Source organism: Paenibacillus sp. NPDC055715, from assembly GCF_053617595.1.
In genome coordinates, this window is the sequence record NZ_JBSHGA010000006.1 from 103,030 (window position 1) to 120,346 (window position 17,317).

The following is a 17,317-nucleotide window of genomic DNA, read 5'->3' on the forward strand; positions in this document are numbered from 1 at the left end:
CTCAACTTTCATATAAATTATTTCCAATATAGCTCATTTGATATATTTGATACGTACTATTTAATAGGGACTTCAGGTAATTCACTTCGTTTTCCCTTTCATTACCCAAAAACTGAGCTATGTTCTCAACCATTTGGTCACTCTCAGGATTACGTTGTGGGGCATAATTCACAATTGAATAAAGTTCAAAACCATTAATTCTTGCCTGTGCGCATACCATATCTCGAATGTAGATTTTACGATTATGAACTGAATTTGACGAATTCAAAATTTCATATAATGACTCAATACTAATAATATTATTAACTGTGAAGACCAACTTACCATTAGCATTCATTGTGTGAGAAAGGCCATTAAAGATAGTTTCCAGATTATCCGAATAACAATCCAGTGGTTTTTCAATGTATACTAAGTCAAATTTTTTTTCCAGAACTTCTGGTAGCTGATTTAAACTGTCGAGTGGAAATACTTGTTCTGCGATACTACAAACATCCACGTCATACTTTCGCTCTGTTGTACAAACAGATAACTTTGGTTTATTTCCATGTAATGACCAAATACGATTTTTTATTTGCAATAAAGTAGCTCCGCATTTTACATCAATCCCTAGAATTGAATTTACCTCAGACAGAAGAGGTGTTTCTATATCCAGATATGTCGAACTCATACGCGCGTCCATCCAAGCGTCAAGTCCATATTTTCCTTTGAATGTTTCCCGACCTTCTTCAAGAGAGTTGGTCTGATGGTCAGTTACCGTGGTCAGACTACCGTAATGGTGCGTTACTGTATCTCCACAATATATGAGTTTGTATCCGGCACGTCTAATTCTAAAACTTATATCGTCATCCAAAAATTCACCGCGGAAAAAGCGAGTATCATAATATCCGATCCTATTTAGAAGTGCTGTTGGACAACATAAAACGTTAGGTAGTAATACCACGCGTTCTTCCCATTTAGAAGGATCGCTTACATTGTACTCTTTGGATTTTTCTTGAAAATCCTCTTTAGATATAAACGGTATAGAAATCTGTTGCAAATTAGAAATAGAGGTCGCTCCTGGGGAGACAAAACCGATTTGATCATCTGATTCAATGCAAATAATTAAGTTTTCCAACCAATTTGGAGTGAAAATAAAATCGTTACATACTGCAGCAGAATATTTCCCTTCTGCTGCCATCAACCCCATGTTGAACCCCTTAACAAGGTGTATATTATATTTTAAATGAATAACTTTCGCACCTGGAATTGAATCAAAATACTCCTTAGTACCATCTGTAGATCCGTTATCTACTAGAATCAACTCATAATCTACATCACCAGTATTCATTAAGATACTCTCCACACAATCTCGCGTATAGCTGAGATTATTGTATGCTAATAAAACAATACTGACTTTACAGAGTGAATTCGCACCTTTTGCAGAAATATCACCATGATCCACGTCTCCTATTTCCGGATAGAACCGCGGATAATCTCGTTTGCTAACCACATTCTCTGCAATATAGGCAATCTCAAACAGCAATATTCTATACAATGAACTAAAATGAAAGCGAAAATCATACAAAAATAGTTCCACATTTTCATGGATTGCATTTTGTTTAAGCTCATTGATATAAAACATAATATTGGCGTTAATTTCCTTCACACGGTTAGGTGTAGATACTGTAGCAGTGAAACTCTCCACCGCACTCAGTAAATCTGACAGATCATCCAGTATTGCAAGATCCGAGATATTTAATTCACCACTTTGAATACAATTTTCCAAATGCCTGATTCCTTCATGTCCAACTTGCAAAGACTGAAGTAGTTGCGCAGCTGTATAATTATCCATCTTACTCTCCCTTTTGTAACGAAACTCCATCGGTAATCATATCGAATTCTTCCCAACTTTCATCCTTCTTTGAAATAATTAAATGCTCGACCTCAGGCCACTTTATCCCAAATGCCTGATCATTCCAACGAACCCCGGACTCATGGGAGGGGGTATAATTTTCACTAACCATATAATGGATGCTTGCATTATCTGTTATAGTTAGATAGCCATGTGCAAAACCTTTCGGTACATACAAAGATAAGCAATTTTCATCAGATAGCATTAAACCGTACCATTTCCCAAACGTAGAGCTTTCACGATTGAGGTCAATAATAACATCATAGATTGCACCATTAAAGCAAGTAACAATTTTATCTTCACAATAAGGAGGCAATTGGAAGTGCATACCTCTAAGAGTTCCCGATTTTAGGTTAAATGCCACGTTAGATTGGGTCATTTCAAATGGAATCCCATGAGTATCCATCGTTTTTTTGCAGAAACTTCTAACAAAATGACCCCGGCTGTCCCTAATAGGTTCTAACTCAATTACCGCTGCCTTGTTCAACGGTGTAGGATAAATTATCATTAATATCCTCCTTATAATCTGTCGTGAGCTATTCTAGCAACATTTTATTCAAAGGCTAACAGCTTTCCAGTGAAATTAATTTGTATAAGTTGTTCTTGTATTTGAAGCTTATGTGCATTGGCAAAAAGAATAATAGTATCGAATGAACAAACTTCGTTAGGTGTCGGTTTTTTTATAGGAATACATGAGAGATAATGACCATGCTTGGCCTCGTCGCTATCAAACAGGCAATGAACTTGAACCTTCTCCTCCAACATGGCAAGAAAACATGCTGATTCCGCTCCTGCTCCCCACGCTGCGATCTTAGCATTCGGTGAGAGTTGTGAAACAAGTTTATCAAGAGATTTTTGCCGCCTAGTGCTAAAATTATCGGGGGACTTTGGAGTTTTCCTCATATAGAGTTCAAGCAGGTTAGGGTCTGTTGATTCTTGAACACAAATAACGCTCAGACCAGCTCGACAAGCCATTGCAGATAGACTGGTTACGGAAAAGTATTGGATATGATCCGTACAAAGATTGTAATATAATTTATTTTCAACAATACGCTGTCCATTAGGAACCTCTACCAGAATAATACCGTTTTCGTTTAAATGCTGCGCAGCTTTAGTAAGCATATCCAAAGGTTTTTCAAGGTGTTCCAACACTTCAATTATGGTTATTACATCAAAACCTGAATTAAAACTCATTCCTTCGTGAAAAAAATCATGAATTACCGAGAATCCTTTCTGACGAGCAATCACAACACTGGATTTTGAAGGCTCTACACCGTAAAGTTCTTGAAAATACTTGTGTGCCAAATCAAGATAATGTCCCACACCACAACCAATATCGAGGAATCTTTTATGTGTTGGTGCAAGCATTGCTAAACGCTCAATTTGTTTTTCTCGCACACGTTTAAAACTCGTACCCCAAAAAGACCCCATGGAGTAATCCTCGTAATACTCTTCATTAATATATGCTGGAATTTGAGTGTGCCCACATGAAGTACAATGATAAATCTCGAGATCACATAGTTGAAGTTGGCCTGAGTTGTACTCGCTCATCAAACTGTGAGGAGCTCGGCTAAATTTCTCTTCAAATGTACATGTCTGCCCACAAATGCAACATATCATATTTGGCTATTTCCTTTCTATTAACGTGCAAGAAGAACTTTAAGCATTTCATCCACAAACGTCTTCATATTATCTATTGGTAAAAGTTCTGGATTATCATATAAACTTGTAAACTGAAATTGAACGACCTGTTCTTCTCCTTCTGGGCGAATGATCTGCACAGGAAGATTGAAGTTGTCCAACGCAACTTTTTGGACAAGGTGTGCGTAATGCAAAACGCTTATAGTTTCTTTTCCATAAGCATGTAAAACACGATTAACCGGCCGTTTCTCCAATATCCATTGTATTTTTTTACACACATCAGAAATGCCCACAAAATTACGAAGCTGGCTCCCTGAAGTTAAAAGAGTTATTCTCTGCTGCTCTACTGCTTCCTTGCAAAATAGAAAAGGTATCAAACTCCATCTCTTGAACCTTTCTATATTTGCCGGGACTCCAAAAAGATTAGATGGACGGATTATCCAGGCATTGATCTGTTTGTTACGATCAAACATTCTAGCTGTTTGTTCAGCTGTATAATGCGCAAGTCCGTAGTCATTACTAGGTGTGACGTAAGAATCCTCCCTTAATAGTCCACCTTGTTTTCCAAAAACATGAAAACTGGAGATATATATAAAATTACGAATGTTATTATTTTTACAAAAATCGATTGCAGCATGTATTCCAGCTGCATTTTCTGATAAGGCACGATAAGGATCATGTCTGTAAAGATCTTCATTTGGTGAAACCGTGTGTATCATCGTATCAATACCAGGGCAATTTAAGAGAGATACCTTCGATGGGACCGAGAAATCCATCATAATATCCCCATCCGAGTCCCGTGTGGCTGTGATAACTTTATAATTATTGGATCTCAGTAACTGGGCTATGTGAAGGCCTATATAACCACTTGCACCGCTGATTAAGACTGTCTTCACTTTTAGAGATCATCTCCATCCGGTATGATTGAGACATTGAAAAACGACTGGGCCCAAGGTGTTTTAGCCTTTTGAATAGCATGCTGCCCTGTATCAATATCGCGATAATACAGCGACCTGCTGTCCAGGTTCCTATTTCTAAGCAAGGCCTGATTTCCAATTGTAACTAGGTCCCCCACAGTGCAATTTCCGATAATCGATGACTGAGGAGCTAAAATAACTCCTTTTCCCAGCTTGGGATAGATTCCATTAATAGCACCTACAGTACATCCTTGATAACACACAAAAAAATCACTGTAGGATGCTTTGCCCAATACAACACCACCGTGTAGAATGAGAAAAATGTTAGGCATATTTGCATCGTACATGCATACTACCCCATTTAAAGCCTTATTTAAAAAAAATAGCTTGGATGACAGCTCAGTATCTTCAAATCTCTTCCATACCGAGTTAGACAAAAACCATAAAAATAACGTGTATTGATCTGAATGCAGATGAGAGAAAAATGTAGTCCCTTTATGATGATACGCTTGTAAGGCTACATGCTGAAAACAATACTCAGTACGTTCAAGCGCATGACTAAACGAATGTTTGAATAATATATCTTTACACAATAAGTCATTGTCAGGATAAAAATTATTCAACTGATGAAGAACATAATTCTGCAGATCATCCGTCGTTAAAGTTAATTTAAACATACTGCTCCTCTCCATAGAACATGTTTTATAAATCTGACCATACTTTCCAGGGAGCCTTCTGCTCTTCCCAAAGCTCATCAAGAATAATCCTTTCACGTATCGTATCCATAGGCTGCCAGAAGCTGTGGTGTCTGTACACATTCAGTTCTCCATCAAGTGCCAAGTTCTGCAATGGTTCCTGCTCCAAAATTGTCTTCTCTGTGTCTTGAATATAATTGAAAACTTCAGGCTGGCAAACCATAAATCCACCATTAATCCATCCCCCATCCCCTTTTACTTTTTCAGCAAACCCTGTAACGGATTCACCCTCTAATTCAAGTCGACCAAATCTCCCATCTGGTTGTACGCCGGTAATCGTAGCCAATTTGCCACTTTCTTTGTGACACTTCACCAGTTTCCCAATATTGATATCCGCTAAACCATCACCATAAGTGAGCATAAATGGATTGTTCCCTACATAAGGCTCAATTCTCTTTATGCGGCTTCCAGTCATTGTATTTAGTCCAGTCTCGACCAAAGTGACTTTCCATGGCTCCACTGAATTTTGATGGACTTCTACAGTGTTGCCAGAGCCAGAGGCGAAGTCGTAGGTAATTGCTTCTGACATGTGTCGATAATAATTAGCAAAATACTCTTTAATAATATAACCTTTGTAGCCCAAGCAGATGATAAACTCATGATAACCATAGTAAGAATAGGTTTTCATAATATGCCACAGTATTGGTGCATCACCGATTTCAATCATAGGTTTAGGCCTTAAATGCGATTCTTCACTAATTCGCGTTCCCCTGCCCCCAGCTAAAATAACAACTTTCATCTTTCTCACATCCTCGTTTAGTATCAACTTATGATCCCGCCAAGCTAAACATCAGCTTGCTCAATTTTACCTTCCAGGGAACATTCCAACCATATATTAAACTTCTCAATAACTTTCGATACCAGTACAGAAAGCGCTTGTAGGAAATCATATTATACGTAATTTGAAAGCAGGTTTGATGAAGCTTTTCATCGATGTCTGCGGCAAACTCCTTCGTTCCTCTTCCCCAGAGGTACATAAGATGTACGACGTTCCATGTAGATCTGTTAGGAAGTTATTCATTCCCAGAAGGTGTCGAACTTCATATTACAATACGTTGTCGCATGAAAAGTGAATCTCTTAAAGCTCATTCTAAAACCCACAAACAGAGAGGAAAACTCTCTTTTATACTCTCCTTTATAATGTACTGATTTTCTTTATCGTCCAATTTCTCAAATAGCCTATAGCACCTTTCATATGAACTATACTCAGGGCAAAGCTCCAATAGTTTACTATAAAAAAGCTGTGCATCCTCTAAATAGTTCAACTTATAACACATATCCCCCAGCAATTGTATTACCTTTATATTATTAGCGTTAGTTTTGAATATTTTAATTAGTAGGTCAATAGCCACTTCATAAAAACCGTATTTAATTATCTTCTCTATTACGCTACAGTTAAAATTTATAGAACCTAGCTCGGCATAATTGAGAACACACTGAAAAACTTCATATTCTTTTAATACAAGTAAATGCTCAATTATCTTCACCAAAATATTCTCTATACGACTCGAAAATTTCAATTTTTTTAATTCTTCATTTAGAATTATAGTTCGGAGCATTTTTGTCTCTCTCATGCTTAAGTTTAGATAAGAGAGTGATAATTCAAATAGCTCTAAGTCTTTCAAAATAAACGCAAGTAACAAGATATCTTCGCCATTTTCATCAGTAATTTCTACCATTTTAATCCACAATAATTTTGCTTTTTCATATTGTTTATCGTATTGGGTAGCCACTGCGCTTATTTTTGCTTCAACCTTAATTTCATATTCATTTAAATACCTGTTTAAGATAGGATGTCTCATAATATAAAGTATTTCAATTAAAAGTTGAAGTTCTTCGACTTTTGACATTTTATATATCTGACTAAAATTTTGGTAGACATCCTCAAGTGGAATGTTGGCCATTGTAACAATTTGAAAGTACTTTGATATTCCTACGGCAAAGCTTTTACTATCACGTACAGCATCTATAATATGTTCGTAACTTTCTGATATACGGTAGCTCTTCTCATATACCTCAGCTAGCCTAAAATGTGACATATAACCACCATTACCTTCAGTAATGGTTATTCCTTGATCTCCGAGACTAAGACAAGTTTCAAAAGTTTTGATGGCATCTCTGAAATAGCCGAGCTCCAAAAAAAGAAGAGCTTGAGTATGCCGTAAATCAGTTTCATTTGGAAACAAAATAGCTGCATCATTAATTATCTTTAGAGCTTCATGTTCACGCTTTAAACTAACTAAACAATTACTTAAATTCATCAAAAGATCAGGCATAATAGTTAGATTTTTACTCAAAGGATATGCACTTTGAAAGTAATGAATAGCCTTTTCATACTCTTCGACCCATTTGTAAGTTCTACCCATGTTAAATAAATTATAAGCATTCGGGTTTTCCTGCACTTCCCGCAACATAAGGGGAAGATTTCTTTTCTTCTTGTCTCGATCTTCCATCATATCATCGGTATAACCCGTATGTTGCAATGCTGAACTACCAAAGTCATTTGTAAAAACTTTATCCTCAACTAATATATTTAAATGCTCGTGGAGACGATTTTGAAAAAATAACCCTTTATTATTAGCAAAAAGCCGTACAGCAATATGAGTTATTTTTCGTCCCTGTGATAAAATATTATGAATTTTTAAAAAATACCAATCCTTTTCTGTAGAGATATCATCTTGCAGGTTCGAATCATCTTCCAAATACTCATCCGCATCCATTACCAAAATATAATCAGTGGTAGCATATTTAATAGATTCATTTCTGGCAGCTGAAAAGTCATCAATCCATTTGAAACTGTACACATCATTAGTATATTCTTTAGCAATACTTAAAGTATTATCAGTTGAGCCCGTATCTACGATAATAATTTGGTTTACTTTGTTCTTGACACTGTCCAAGCATCGTCTTAAGAATTGTTCTTCATTTTTCACTATCATACATAATGCTATCGTTTTAGCCATAAGTTTAGGTTTTCCTTTCACCACTAAATAAATTCTATTACTCTTTATATCGGTTATATATTAGAGAGTAGTTAGTGTTAAAAGGAAGAATTATAAGGAATTAAAAGGAATTATAAGGAATTTGGCAAATCGGGTAGGAGGCTACCCATTAGTCGAGTAGCCGACCTCCCACACCACCGTACGTACCGTTCGGTATACGGCGGTTCCTAAGTTTACGTTTTGACTTGTCAGTAATAATCCCAAAAGGATAAGCATCCGTGGTCTTTAAGGTTACTGTTTCTGAGGGATTTCGAGAGGATGGGGCTATTGGATATTCTCCAGTAGCCTTTTCTTGTGTTGGCATATTCCCATGCTTGTTGGGCTCGGATTCCAAGTCTTTGCAACATCGCATACCTTCTCCTCACTCGTTTCCACTGTTTCCAGTAAATCATGCGTATTCGCCTTCTCATCCACTCATCCGTCTTTGCAGCAGCTTCTTCATATCCGTGATCTTGAAGTAGTTTATCCATCCCTTGATGTATCTTCGAAGCCTGCTTGCCCATTCCTCATTCCAATTGCTTCTCGCCGTGAGTTTTTTTATTCGAGTTCTCATCTTGGCTACCGATTTGGCGGGGATTCAATTCTCGTTTCCCCTTGTTGCTGATAAAAGGCGAAGCCCAGGAATGAAACCCTCTTCACATCATCCACCACTGTTTTCTCTTGATTCACTTTCAAGAACAGCTTCTTTTCGATGTACGGTAGAATCTTTATGTGCACTCCCGCATATCCTTTGTGTTCCGCACTATCTTTCTGCGTGAAGCCTTCCTTTGGAAGTTGGCTGCCCTTTGCTCCTGTTTTGGTAACTTTCATGGACCTACACCTCTTTAGGTTCAGCCCTTCCCTCAGTTTTTTTCTTAAACCAAGGTACTATGGCGTCTGCTGACTTCTCATGATGAATCTGGTTTCAACCGCGATTTGAAGTCCATCTCTTCACGTCCATGAGACCTCCCACGTTAAGACGCGCAACTTTCATCCCATGTACCCGCCTCATTTACATCCTAGTGTCTGGACAGTTTATTGGATTTCGCCTTGCTTTGCAGGCTTATCCCACTTTGGATGCCTGATGCGGTTCCTGTTCCTCAGGTCGGAATTTTGCCGCCAGCTTCCTTCAGATTCCGCCTCACGGCGGACACCCTTGCTCTTGGCTAATGGTAGGCGCTCGCCAGCCCTCGTTCAGGACTTTCACCCTAGAGGCGTACAAAGAAAAAGCCCTCGTCTATTTAGACGAGGGCTTTTAATACTTTAAGGAATATATTAATCTTAGCGAAGCAATTGAAGTACAGCTTGCGGTTGTTGGTTAGCTTGAGCCAACATTGCTTGGGAAGCTTGAGCAAGGATGTTGTTCTTTGTTTGGTTCATCATTTCTTTTGCCATGTCTACGTCACGAACACGGGATTCAGCAGCAGACAAGTTCTCGGAAGTCGTTCCCAAGTTATTAATTGTATGCTCCAAACGGTTTTGGTAAGCACCCAGTTTAGAACGCTCGGAAGATACTGAGGAAATAGCTGTATCCAAAGACGCAATTGCAGCATTCGCACCTGTTTGAGTAGAAATATCAACTGTACTAATTGCTAATGATGTAGCACCCATGTTACTAATTGACAATGTAATTGCTTGGCCTTGGTTAGCACCAATGTGGAACACTGCGTTACTGACTCCAGCACCATCCAGCAATTTCTTAGTATTGAACTCAGTATCTGTAGAAATACGAGTTACTTCTTTTCTCAATTCAACTACTTCTTTTTGAAGCTCAGCACGGTCAGCATTAGTATTCGTATCATTCGCAGATTGTACAGCCAATTCACGAACACGTTGCAGAATGCTGTGTGTTTCGTTCATTGCACCCTCAGCTGTTTGGATCAAGGAGATACCATCTTGAGCGTTTTTGGTAGCCATATCCAAACCGCGGATTTGATTACGCATTTTTTCGGAAATTGCCAAACCAGCAGCATCGTCGCCAGCACGGTTAATACGAAGACCGGAAGACAGTTTTTCAATGGCTTTGTTTGTGTTAGCAGTGTTTGCATTCAATTGACGAGCAGTGTTCATTGCAGCGATATTGTGATTGATAATCATTTTAAATTTCCTCCCTGAAAGTAAATGTCCCACATCCATGTGGTTTATTGTTGTTACAGCTATCCGTTGAAGTCGGCCGCCCCTCCGCAATAGCTTGTACTATATATATCGACATTCTTGTCGATCTTTTAATAGCATTTTAGGATTTTTTTTATTTTTCGTTATTTTTATTTATCATCTTGCGCAAAGCATCCAAATTTGACTGCGTATGGGCAGCAGATTCACGGTTGGATTCTTGAATGGATAAATAGATCTCCTTGCGAAAGATGTCCATCTGTTTGGGCGCTGAAATCCCTATACGGACTGTGTCACCCTCTACTCCGAGCACCGTGACCTCAATGTGATCCTGAATGATAATGGACTCGCCTTTCTTACGCGAAAGTACCAGCATGATTATTCACCTTCCTTTGAACGGATGGTTGCGTCTTCCTTCATGGGCTGCAGTGAATGCTTGGTCTGATACGGCGACTGATGTAAAACAACTTGCTTGGCCTGTCTATTATCAGGGTTGAACACCAGTGGTGCCAATAGATTGATCGTTGAGTTCTCAATCTGCTCATGTAACGTTAGTATGCTGCGAACGACTAAATTAGATTCAATCTCCAGTTCTTCCGTTTCACTATGAGGGAGCTCAAATTCATATTCAGGATAAAAAATAAAAGGGTCCACTAAGACAAAAGTGAGTTCTTTCTGCTGTACGGACTGGAGATAGTACAAGGGTGCCTCGTCTTGATCAAGCAACACAAATTCGGTCGTCTCTTCAAACCCAGGAATTCCTTTTTCAAAACGATATATTTCTTTTTCATCAACTTCGATGTCACCCCAAATAGATGTGGAGATAATCACAGATATTCCCCCAATATTTAATCAGATATATACATTTTATTATAAAAAAAAGGCTATAGACGGCTTGAACAAATCCTCTATAACCTTAACTTATTTCACATCGTAACATCAATTTCAGGCGGAATATAGGCAACAGATGGATACTGCTGCATATAAATCTCCAGTTTCCCTGGAGTATACTCAATCTCGGGACGATTAACGGTCACATGCATTTCCGATACTGCAGGTGTATATGTAATATCAGGTGCATGCGTTTCGACATGAATATCCACATTATCCATGGATGCAGCCCCCCTGAATTCAGGAAGAACATGAGTTTCTGTATCCGTTCCAAAGACATTGGCTATAGTATTCCCTGGAATGTGAATCGCCGCCATCCGGTTGCCTTGCTCCACCTTATGGGCAATGGCTTGTAAAAAAATTTGCGGCAACCCTGAATAAATTCGATTATTCATCTCCGGATAGTTGCCTCCGTTATATGCAGAATAGGCGGCACTTTGATCTATTGTAAGCTGTGGCTTGTACTGGTGAATTTCCAGTTGAGCACGTCGTGTCGTTAATTCCACATCAGCTGAAGGCTGTCGAATCGAATATTGCCCGGGGTCTGCGTCAATATGCAGGATAGCCGGAGTTTGCCGGATCTGAAGCGTCGGAATGATAGCCATCCATCCCCCTCCTTAGCCTATCTTAAGAAATCCATTAATGATGGAGATACTATTTTCGCTCCCGCTGACAAGGAAGCATTATATATATTCTCTTGAATTTTGGAATTCATTAAAAGCTCGGAGTAATCCGCATCTTCCGTTTTAGACTGCAAATCCGTTAGGTTCACTTTCAGATCGCTTAAACGGCTTTGCATTAGCTCCACCCGATTGGATTTAGCCCCCATTTCCGACCGGACCGTCAGCATTTTATCCACACGTGAATCAATATTAGCTAATTGATCCCCACTCACTTTAATATCGCCACTTGCCAAGGCTGCAGATAGCTGATTAAAAATAGTAAATAAATTATCGACATCCGTACTTGTTCCTACGATTTCATTACCGGTAGCATTAATAGGCAAAGCAACATTTTCACCCACGATAAAATTTACATTCCCTGTATCGGTAACAATTGATGCTGCTCCAGACGTATCATGCGTATTATCAGCATTCAAAGGAAGATCGTACGGTTTCTTGTCATAGGTTTGACCATTAAATATATATTTACCGTTTAATTGGCTGTTCACAACATCAATCATCTGTTCCTTAAGCTGACCAATTTCCTTGTTAATGCTATCCAAAGCAGACTGTGGGTTGGTTCCCGTGGAAGCCTGCACCGTTAGTTCACGTACTCTCTGCATAATTTGGCCCGCCTGATCCATCACCGTATCATTGAAATCAAGCCACGACACCGCGCTGTCTACATTCCGTTGGTATTGTTCATTTGAAGACAATTCAGACCGGTACCTCAAGGAGTACGTAATACCTACAGGATCATCAGAGGGCTTGTTCAGCTTACGCCCGGTCGCCAGCTGATTCTGCGTATTATTCATACGCTCAGAATTTCGATTTAAATTCAGTAAAAGCTGTGAGCTTAGCATATTGTTAGTCACTCGCATAATTATATCCCCCCGTAATTAAATATTCACTTTATATAAAAGCACAAGATATTTAATGGCCTTCTTATCTTCCCACTACACCTGTGGAATTAATTAATTTATCCAATAATTGATCGAATGTGGTCATAAACCGAGCAGCGGCGCTGTAGGCATGCTGAAACTTGATCATATTAGACATTTCTTCATCCAGTGAAACACCGCTCACAGACTGGCGCATAGTTTCTACCTGAGATACGAGAGCTGTAGAGTTTTGCGTCTGTCTTGATGCCTCTTGAGCCTCTATACCCAACTGACCAACCATAGAACTGAAAAAGCTATCAATAGTAGCGGTATTCCCTGTAGAAACAGAAGTGAAATTATTTAATTTCAGATTGGACATCAGGGAAGCCAAGGTATTATTACCTTTAACCAATTCCTCGGTAGGAGCAGTACCTTTTACGCGAAGGGATGCTGCAATAGCGTTAGGATTATCCGCTATGGCGGTATTCAACGTAATGTTTCCTGCTGTAATCGTTCCGCCAGTTCCGGATGCCACAAAAAAAGGTTTTCCTGCAGCCATATTACCATTAGCATCCTTGCTCTCCTGAGTGTAGCCAAGCTGATGCAAGCCATTAAGCCCTTTAACGGTAACTGTCAAATCCGATTGAAGCGTTCGATTGGTACCTGTATAAGTTACTCCGTTTAGTACCGTTCCCTCTGGTAGCACTGAGCCTTTAGGGAGTGTGACAGAAACGTCCCCATTGGCTAATGTATTCGCCAGATTATTCAGCTGAGCGGTATAATCTGCTACAAACCGATCTCTGGAAATGATCATGCCATGCACTTCTCCACCTTGCAAATCGTTGGAGGCAAAAGCCGCTTGCAAAAATGCACCGTTAATTCCAGTAGTGGGCGTAAACCCAGCAACTAAAGCTTGGCCTCCCATATTTACATTGTAGCCCTGATCTGTATCAGTCACCGTCACATTCACGATTTTCGAAATTTTATCAACGATCAAATCACGTTGGTCCCGAAGGTCGTTGGCGTTATCCCCCAGGCCTTCAATTTTAGTAATTGATTGGTTTAGGTCCGCTACGGAGTTTACATAGCTTTGCAGCTCACTAGACTTAGCTTCCACATTTAAGGTTAAATCCGCAGATAAATTACTTAGTTGCTTACTCATATGATTCATTGCATCGGTCAAAGCAAGTGCATTTTCTTTAACGATAGTACGTGCGGATACACTTTCCGGGTCTTTGCTCAAATCAGACCAGGATTTATAAAAGTTATCCAAAACTTTTCGGATACCCGTATCTGATGGCTCATTAACAATCTGTTGTAATTTATCAAGCGTATTGCTTCGGATGGTCCAACTGCCTAACTCTGTATTTTCTCCACGATACTGGCTGTCCAAAAACTTCTCACGTATACGTTCAATAGCATCAAATTCGACACCTGTTCCCAATTGACCAGGGACGTTGGAACGGTTAATACCGTAAGCCTCCATCGGTATAGAAGCCCTCATTTTAACCGTTTGTCGTGTATAGCCTTCTGTGTTGGCATTAGCAATATTATGACCGGTTGTATTTAAGGCTGCCGTTTGTGTGAAAAGGCTCCTTTTCGCTGTTTCTATGGAATGAAATGTAGATACCACTCTATTTTCCCCCTTGGCTTAAGCCTTCGTGTCGAACAACCCGGGTCGTGCCACTTGATTACTTTTCTGATCCGGGTGCATATAAGTCATTTCCTGGTTAGGGCGACCTACAAGTAGATCTAACGAGTAATCAATAAACACCAACGATTGCTCGATGAGCTTTTGATTGATTTCATTAATTTCCTTTAATTCTGCAAGAGTTTGGGATAAGCGGCTCTGGACACTGAGGAGTTTCTTCTTATCTTCAGGATCAAAGACAAGGCGTGCCAGCTCGGTTATAGTCAAATTAAGTTGAGACTTAATTCCACGTTCACGAAGAAGCTCATATGAAACCTCCATACGAGCCTCTTCCAGCTGCTCAACCTGTTTAAGGAGTCTGGACTCTTGGCTCAAATGCTGAACCAGGCTGTCCATATCATTTCCCATGACAATCTTTTTTTTACTATGCGCCAGTTCCAACAAGATAAGATGTTGTTGTTCAAGCTGCACTAGCACATCAATCAGGCGCTCTAAAGGCATATTCCTTCACCTAGCTTTCGGAAGAATGCTTGAAGTAAGGTAACAGCTTCTCTGCAATTTTGGCTGCTTCCACACGGTAAGTTCCCGAAGCCACTTGCTGCTTAAGCTCCTGAATCTTTTTAACGCGGTCTGCATCACTGCTGCGGTTCAGCATTTCCATTGCTTCCGGAGAAATGGAAACCTCGTCCTTGCGACGGGATTTCTTTTGCTCCTCATGGCGCCCTGTTTCAATATTTCGCTGGTATGGATTAATGGCTCCAATGCGGTTGGTCTCGTTAATTTTCATAACTTCCACCTTCCTTAGTTATTTGATATGGGCAGAATATATCAGACGACATAGCGTCGAACATGGTTCGTATTATGCCTTACTTCTTTATTTTGTGCATGGTTGCTAAAAATAAAAAAACCGATAAGCTCTATAAAGATTATCGGCGGTATTTAAAACTTTTTGAATAGCTGAATGCGTTTTTAATTCCCCTGTACTACTTTCTCCGAAGTTTATCAATCGCACTGTAGGTACCTGAGCCCACATTATTACTTCGATCCTGATTACTACTTTCTCGGACGGCCTGATGCAGGTCTTTGGTCAGTCTTGTTCGACAAGAATCGCACATATGACCCTCACGAATCGGTATTCCGCATACCTCGCAAGGATACGTCATATTGGGCGCATTGGCAATGGAAATACGTCCCTCACGTATAAACGTAGTGATTTGCCTAACGGAAACCCCAGTAGCCTCGGAAAGCTCATGCATATGAATTCCCTTATTTTCACGTATGTGTTTGACACAGCACTCGTATTCAATCTCAATTTCTTTAATACAGTTCTGACAGATTCCCCTGACATTCATAATAAACAGCTTTCCACAGCGAGAACAGTTATCCAAGTTCATCCTCTACAGCGCCCCTTTCCTGTTTCCGGTCTCGTATTAGTGTATCCTTACATGATCTTATACCTGAGAGCCTCTCGTCTAGCGAATATTTCAAAAATATTTATAGATTTTACACAATTGCACATTTGGTACGATATCATAATAAGGGTACAAAATGCTTAACGTACTCTGTATTAGGAAGTGCAAGAAAAGTCCAAACGTTTAAAAATTCCACACCAGCTAACGAGGCCATAACCTAACATCAAATCTTTCCTTACATCTATATAATGATATGCAAATTGTATGTAACCTAAAGAGGAAAATGATCCTCCCACATCAATCTTTTGCATGTGTATATTTATCGTCATACAGCGCTCAGGTTTTTAGATTAAAATAAGCGCCATTCCGGTTATTATGGGAATAGCGCTTTTCTATAATTAAAATATCCATATATGGTTATAATTGGACGTAAATAATTCAACAAAATGAGGAAAAAACCTGGCGAAACAATCCTCAGAAGAATTCATGTTCACCTGTGCCCCGAATACTGCCAAGTAACTGCTACAAATCCGGGGGAGCGGCGCCCATACGAATGCTCCGCACATGGAGTGTGGGTATTCACTATAACAATACGAATAACATCATCCCAGCTTAAAATCTATCTGAAGATAGGATAGACGCACCATTGGAAATTTGCAGCCCAAAAAAACAAACTATTTCACAAATAATTGTTCAGAAAAGCATTGTTTTAATAGGGGCGTTCCCGTATACTGTAGTCAAACAATTGGTTTAATAAAATTATTTTATTATGAATTTATAATGAATTATTTATTAGTGTTGGCTTGCGGAACTTTCAGTTCTTGGCCTACTTTAATCAAGTTGTTGATTTTAACCAGTTCTTCAACAGTTACACCGTATTTTTTAGCAATGGAAGCCAGTGTGTCGCCGACTTGAACGCTTACTGTAGTTGTATTTACAGTAGCTGGTGCTACAGTTGTATTTGTTGGTGCTGTAGTTGTTGCTTGATTCTTGTTCTCAGTAGCTGGTTGAGCTGGTGTTGTTGTAGCATTTTCAGTTGTTTTAGTTCCAAAAACTCTATCTTCAAATGCTTTTTGTGCTGCTTCTTGTTGTTCTCTTACAAGTTGGTCTTCTGCTTGTTGCTTTTCATAATCAGAACCAGACTGTGCGAATACGCTACTTGTAGCCAAAGGTCCTACCAAAGATACTGCACCTAAACTAACTGCCAACATGCTAGATACTGCTACTTTTTTCATTACGTTTTTCATGGTATTTTTCTCTCCTCTTTTTAAGTTGAATTTTAATTAACTGCTTTACTACTGAGCGAGACACTCCCAATGTCCGCTCTGTTGTCGTTAGCTAATCATTTATTACCAAACCATGTTAGCTATCAACAGTTAGAAATTGTACTCCACTTTTCCAAAAAGATCAACCTCTAAATTAAAATGTTCTGTTTTCATTCCTCACTGTCTTACTTTTTGTGCGCCTCTATATTTTTATTATATACCTCTCTCTATCTCGTTGTCAAATATTGCTTATTGTGC

Annotated in this window: 19 protein-coding genes; all 19 read right to left on the minus strand. The window is 39.3% G+C overall.

Features of this window, described 5'->3' with window-relative positions; all coding sequences use genetic code 11:
- Position 1 precedes the first annotated feature (1 nt).
- The 19 genes from ACWGOO_RS12060 to ACWGOO_RS12150 all read right to left on the minus strand — a co-directional run bounded on the left by ACWGOO_RS12060 (position 2) and on the right by ACWGOO_RS12150 (position 17,041).
- Complete coding sequence (locus ACWGOO_RS12060; protein WP_452483654.1) at positions 2–1,831, minus strand: glycosyltransferase family 2 protein; 1,830 nt, start codon at positions 1,829–1,831, stop codon at positions 2–4.
- A 1-nt stretch (position 1,832) separates the two neighbouring features.
- A complete protein-coding gene (gene rfbC, locus ACWGOO_RS12065) occupies positions 1,833–2,399 on the minus strand; it encodes a dTDP-4-dehydrorhamnose 3,5-epimerase (RefSeq protein ID WP_452483656.1) in 567 nt (188 codons plus the stop codon).
- 44 nt (positions 2,400–2,443) lie between these two features.
- On the minus strand, positions 2,444–3,322 hold the full coding sequence (locus ACWGOO_RS12070) for a class I SAM-dependent methyltransferase (RefSeq protein WP_452483658.1): 879 nt from the start codon (positions 3,320–3,322) through the stop codon (positions 2,444–2,446).
- A 209-nt stretch (positions 3,323–3,531) separates the two neighbouring features.
- Positions 3,532–4,428, minus strand: coding sequence for an NAD-dependent epimerase/dehydratase family protein (locus ACWGOO_RS12075; RefSeq protein WP_452483660.1), 897 nt, complete (start codon positions 4,426–4,428; stop codon positions 3,532–3,534).
- A gap of 2 nt (positions 4,429–4,430) precedes the next feature.
- Positions 4,431–5,126 carry a hypothetical protein gene (locus ACWGOO_RS12080; protein WP_452483662.1) on the minus strand — a complete coding sequence of 232 codons (696 nt, stop codon included), beginning with the start codon at positions 5,124–5,126 and terminating at the stop codon, positions 4,431–4,433.
- 25 nt (positions 5,127–5,151) lie between these two features.
- A complete protein-coding gene (gene rfbF, locus ACWGOO_RS12085; RefSeq protein WP_452483664.1) occupies positions 5,152–5,943 on the minus strand; it encodes a glucose-1-phosphate cytidylyltransferase in 792 nt (263 codons plus the stop codon).
- 346 nt (positions 5,944–6,289) lie between these two features.
- Entirely contained in the window at positions 6,290–8,167 is a 1,878-nt protein-coding gene (locus tag ACWGOO_RS12090; protein WP_452483666.1) for a glycosyltransferase, read from the minus strand.
- 445 nt (positions 8,168–8,612) lie between these two features.
- The gene (locus ACWGOO_RS12095; RefSeq protein WP_452483668.1) at positions 8,613–8,759 is read right to left on the minus strand and encodes a group II intron maturase-specific domain-containing protein; all 147 of its coding nucleotides are present in this window, start codon (positions 8,757–8,759) and stop codon (positions 8,613–8,615) included.
- A gap of 5 nt (positions 8,760–8,764) precedes the next feature.
- Entirely contained in the window at positions 8,765–9,016 is a 252-nt protein-coding gene (locus ACWGOO_RS12100; protein WP_452483670.1) for a hypothetical protein, read from the minus strand.
- Positions 9,017–9,466: 450 nt separating this feature from the next.
- Positions 9,467–10,282 (minus strand): flagellin N-terminal helical domain-containing protein, encoded by an 816-nt coding sequence (locus ACWGOO_RS12105; protein WP_452483671.1) that lies wholly within the window; start codon positions 10,280–10,282, stop codon positions 9,467–9,469.
- A gap of 151 nt (positions 10,283–10,433) precedes the next feature.
- Positions 10,434–10,673 (minus strand): carbon storage regulator CsrA, encoded by a 240-nt coding sequence (gene csrA, locus ACWGOO_RS12110; RefSeq protein ID WP_029514583.1) that lies wholly within the window; start codon positions 10,671–10,673, stop codon positions 10,434–10,436.
- 2 nt (positions 10,674–10,675) lie between these two features.
- Positions 10,676–11,128 (minus strand): flagellar assembly protein FliW, encoded by a 453-nt coding sequence (fliW, locus tag ACWGOO_RS12115; protein ID WP_452483673.1) that lies wholly within the window; start codon positions 11,126–11,128, stop codon positions 10,676–10,678.
- 95 nt (positions 11,129–11,223) lie between these two features.
- Entirely contained in the window at positions 11,224–11,793 is a 570-nt protein-coding gene (locus ACWGOO_RS12120; protein WP_452483675.1) for a DUF6470 family protein, read from the minus strand.
- 17 nt (positions 11,794–11,810) lie between these two features.
- On the minus strand, positions 11,811–12,731 hold the full coding sequence (gene flgL, locus ACWGOO_RS12125) for a flagellar hook-associated protein FlgL (protein ID WP_452483677.1): 921 nt from the start codon (positions 12,729–12,731) through the stop codon (positions 11,811–11,813).
- Between the two features lie 64 nt (positions 12,732–12,795).
- The gene (gene flgK / locus ACWGOO_RS12130) at positions 12,796–14,364 is read right to left on the minus strand and encodes a flagellar hook-associated protein FlgK (protein ID WP_452483679.1); all 1,569 of its coding nucleotides are present in this window, start codon (positions 14,362–14,364) and stop codon (positions 12,796–12,798) included.
- Between the two features lie 18 nt (positions 14,365–14,382).
- On the minus strand, positions 14,383–14,883 hold the full coding sequence (locus ACWGOO_RS12135) for a flagellar protein FlgN (RefSeq protein WP_452483681.1): 501 nt from the start codon (positions 14,881–14,883) through the stop codon (positions 14,383–14,385).
- Between the two features lie 10 nt (positions 14,884–14,893).
- Complete coding sequence (flgM, locus tag ACWGOO_RS12140) at positions 14,894–15,169, minus strand: flagellar biosynthesis anti-sigma factor FlgM (RefSeq protein WP_452483683.1); 276 nt, start codon at positions 15,167–15,169, stop codon at positions 14,894–14,896.
- A 196-nt stretch (positions 15,170–15,365) separates the two neighbouring features.
- Positions 15,366–15,776, minus strand: coding sequence for a flagellar protein (locus ACWGOO_RS12145; protein ID WP_452483684.1), 411 nt, complete (start codon positions 15,774–15,776; stop codon positions 15,366–15,368).
- Positions 15,777–16,579: 803 nt separating this feature from the next.
- Positions 16,580–17,041 carry a LysM peptidoglycan-binding domain-containing protein gene (locus tag ACWGOO_RS12150; RefSeq protein WP_452483686.1) on the minus strand — a complete coding sequence of 154 codons (462 nt, stop codon included), beginning with the start codon at positions 17,039–17,041 and terminating at the stop codon, positions 16,580–16,582.
- Between the last annotated feature and the right edge of the window lie 276 nt (positions 17,042–17,317).

Bases quoted from the DNA above. Each gene is read 5' to 3' on its own strand.
- ACWGOO_RS12105 (WP_452483671.1), bottom strand. From the start codon at position 10,282: ATGATTATCAATCACAATATCGCTGCAATGAACACTGCTCGTCAATTG.
- ACWGOO_RS12150 (WP_452483686.1), bottom strand. From the start codon at position 17,041: ATGAAAAACGTAATGAAAAAAGTAGCAGTATCTAGCATGTTGGCAGTT.
- ACWGOO_RS12095 (WP_452483668.1), bottom strand. From the start codon at position 8,759: ATGAGAACTCGAATAAAAAAACTCACGGCGAGAAGCAATTGGAATGAG.
- ACWGOO_RS12080 (WP_452483662.1), bottom strand. From the start codon at position 5,126: ATGTTTAAATTAACTTTAACGACGGATGATCTGCAGAATTATGTTCTT.
- ACWGOO_RS12100 (WP_452483670.1), bottom strand. From the start codon at position 9,016: ATGAAAGTTACCAAAACAGGAGCAAAGGGCAGCCAACTTCCAAAGGAA.
- csrA (WP_029514583.1), bottom strand. From the start codon at position 10,673: ATGCTGGTACTTTCGCGTAAGAAAGGCGAGTCCATTATCATTCAGGAT.
- flgM (WP_452483683.1), bottom strand. From the start codon at position 15,169: ATGAAAATTAACGAGACCAACCGCATTGGAGCCATTAATCCATACCAG.
- ACWGOO_RS12120 (WP_452483675.1), bottom strand. From the start codon at position 11,793: ATGGCTATCATTCCGACGCTTCAGATCCGGCAAACTCCGGCTATCCTG.
- ACWGOO_RS12145 (WP_452483684.1), bottom strand. From the start codon at position 15,776: ATGAACTTGGATAACTGTTCTCGCTGTGGAAAGCTGTTTATTATGAAT.
- ACWGOO_RS12135 (WP_452483681.1), bottom strand. From the start codon at position 14,883: ATGCCTTTAGAGCGCCTGATTGATGTGCTAGTGCAGCTTGAACAACAA.
- ACWGOO_RS12060 (WP_452483654.1), bottom strand. From the start codon at position 1,831: ATGGATAATTATACAGCTGCGCAACTACTTCAGTCTTTGCAAGTTGGA.
- rfbF (WP_452483664.1), bottom strand. From the start codon at position 5,943: ATGAAAGTTGTTATTTTAGCTGGGGGCAGGGGAACGCGAATTAGTGAA.
- flgL (WP_452483677.1), bottom strand. From the start codon at position 12,731: ATGCGAGTGACTAACAATATGCTAAGCTCACAGCTTTTACTGAATTTA.
- ACWGOO_RS12090 (WP_452483666.1), bottom strand. From the start codon at position 8,167: ATGGCTAAAACGATAGCATTATGTATGATAGTGAAAAATGAAGAACAA.
- ACWGOO_RS12070 (WP_452483658.1), bottom strand. From the start codon at position 3,322: ATGGGGTCTTTTTGGGGTACGAGTTTTAAACGTGTGCGAGAAAAACAA.
- rfbC (WP_452483656.1), bottom strand. From the start codon at position 2,399: ATGATAATTTATCCTACACCGTTGAACAAGGCAGCGGTAATTGAGTTA.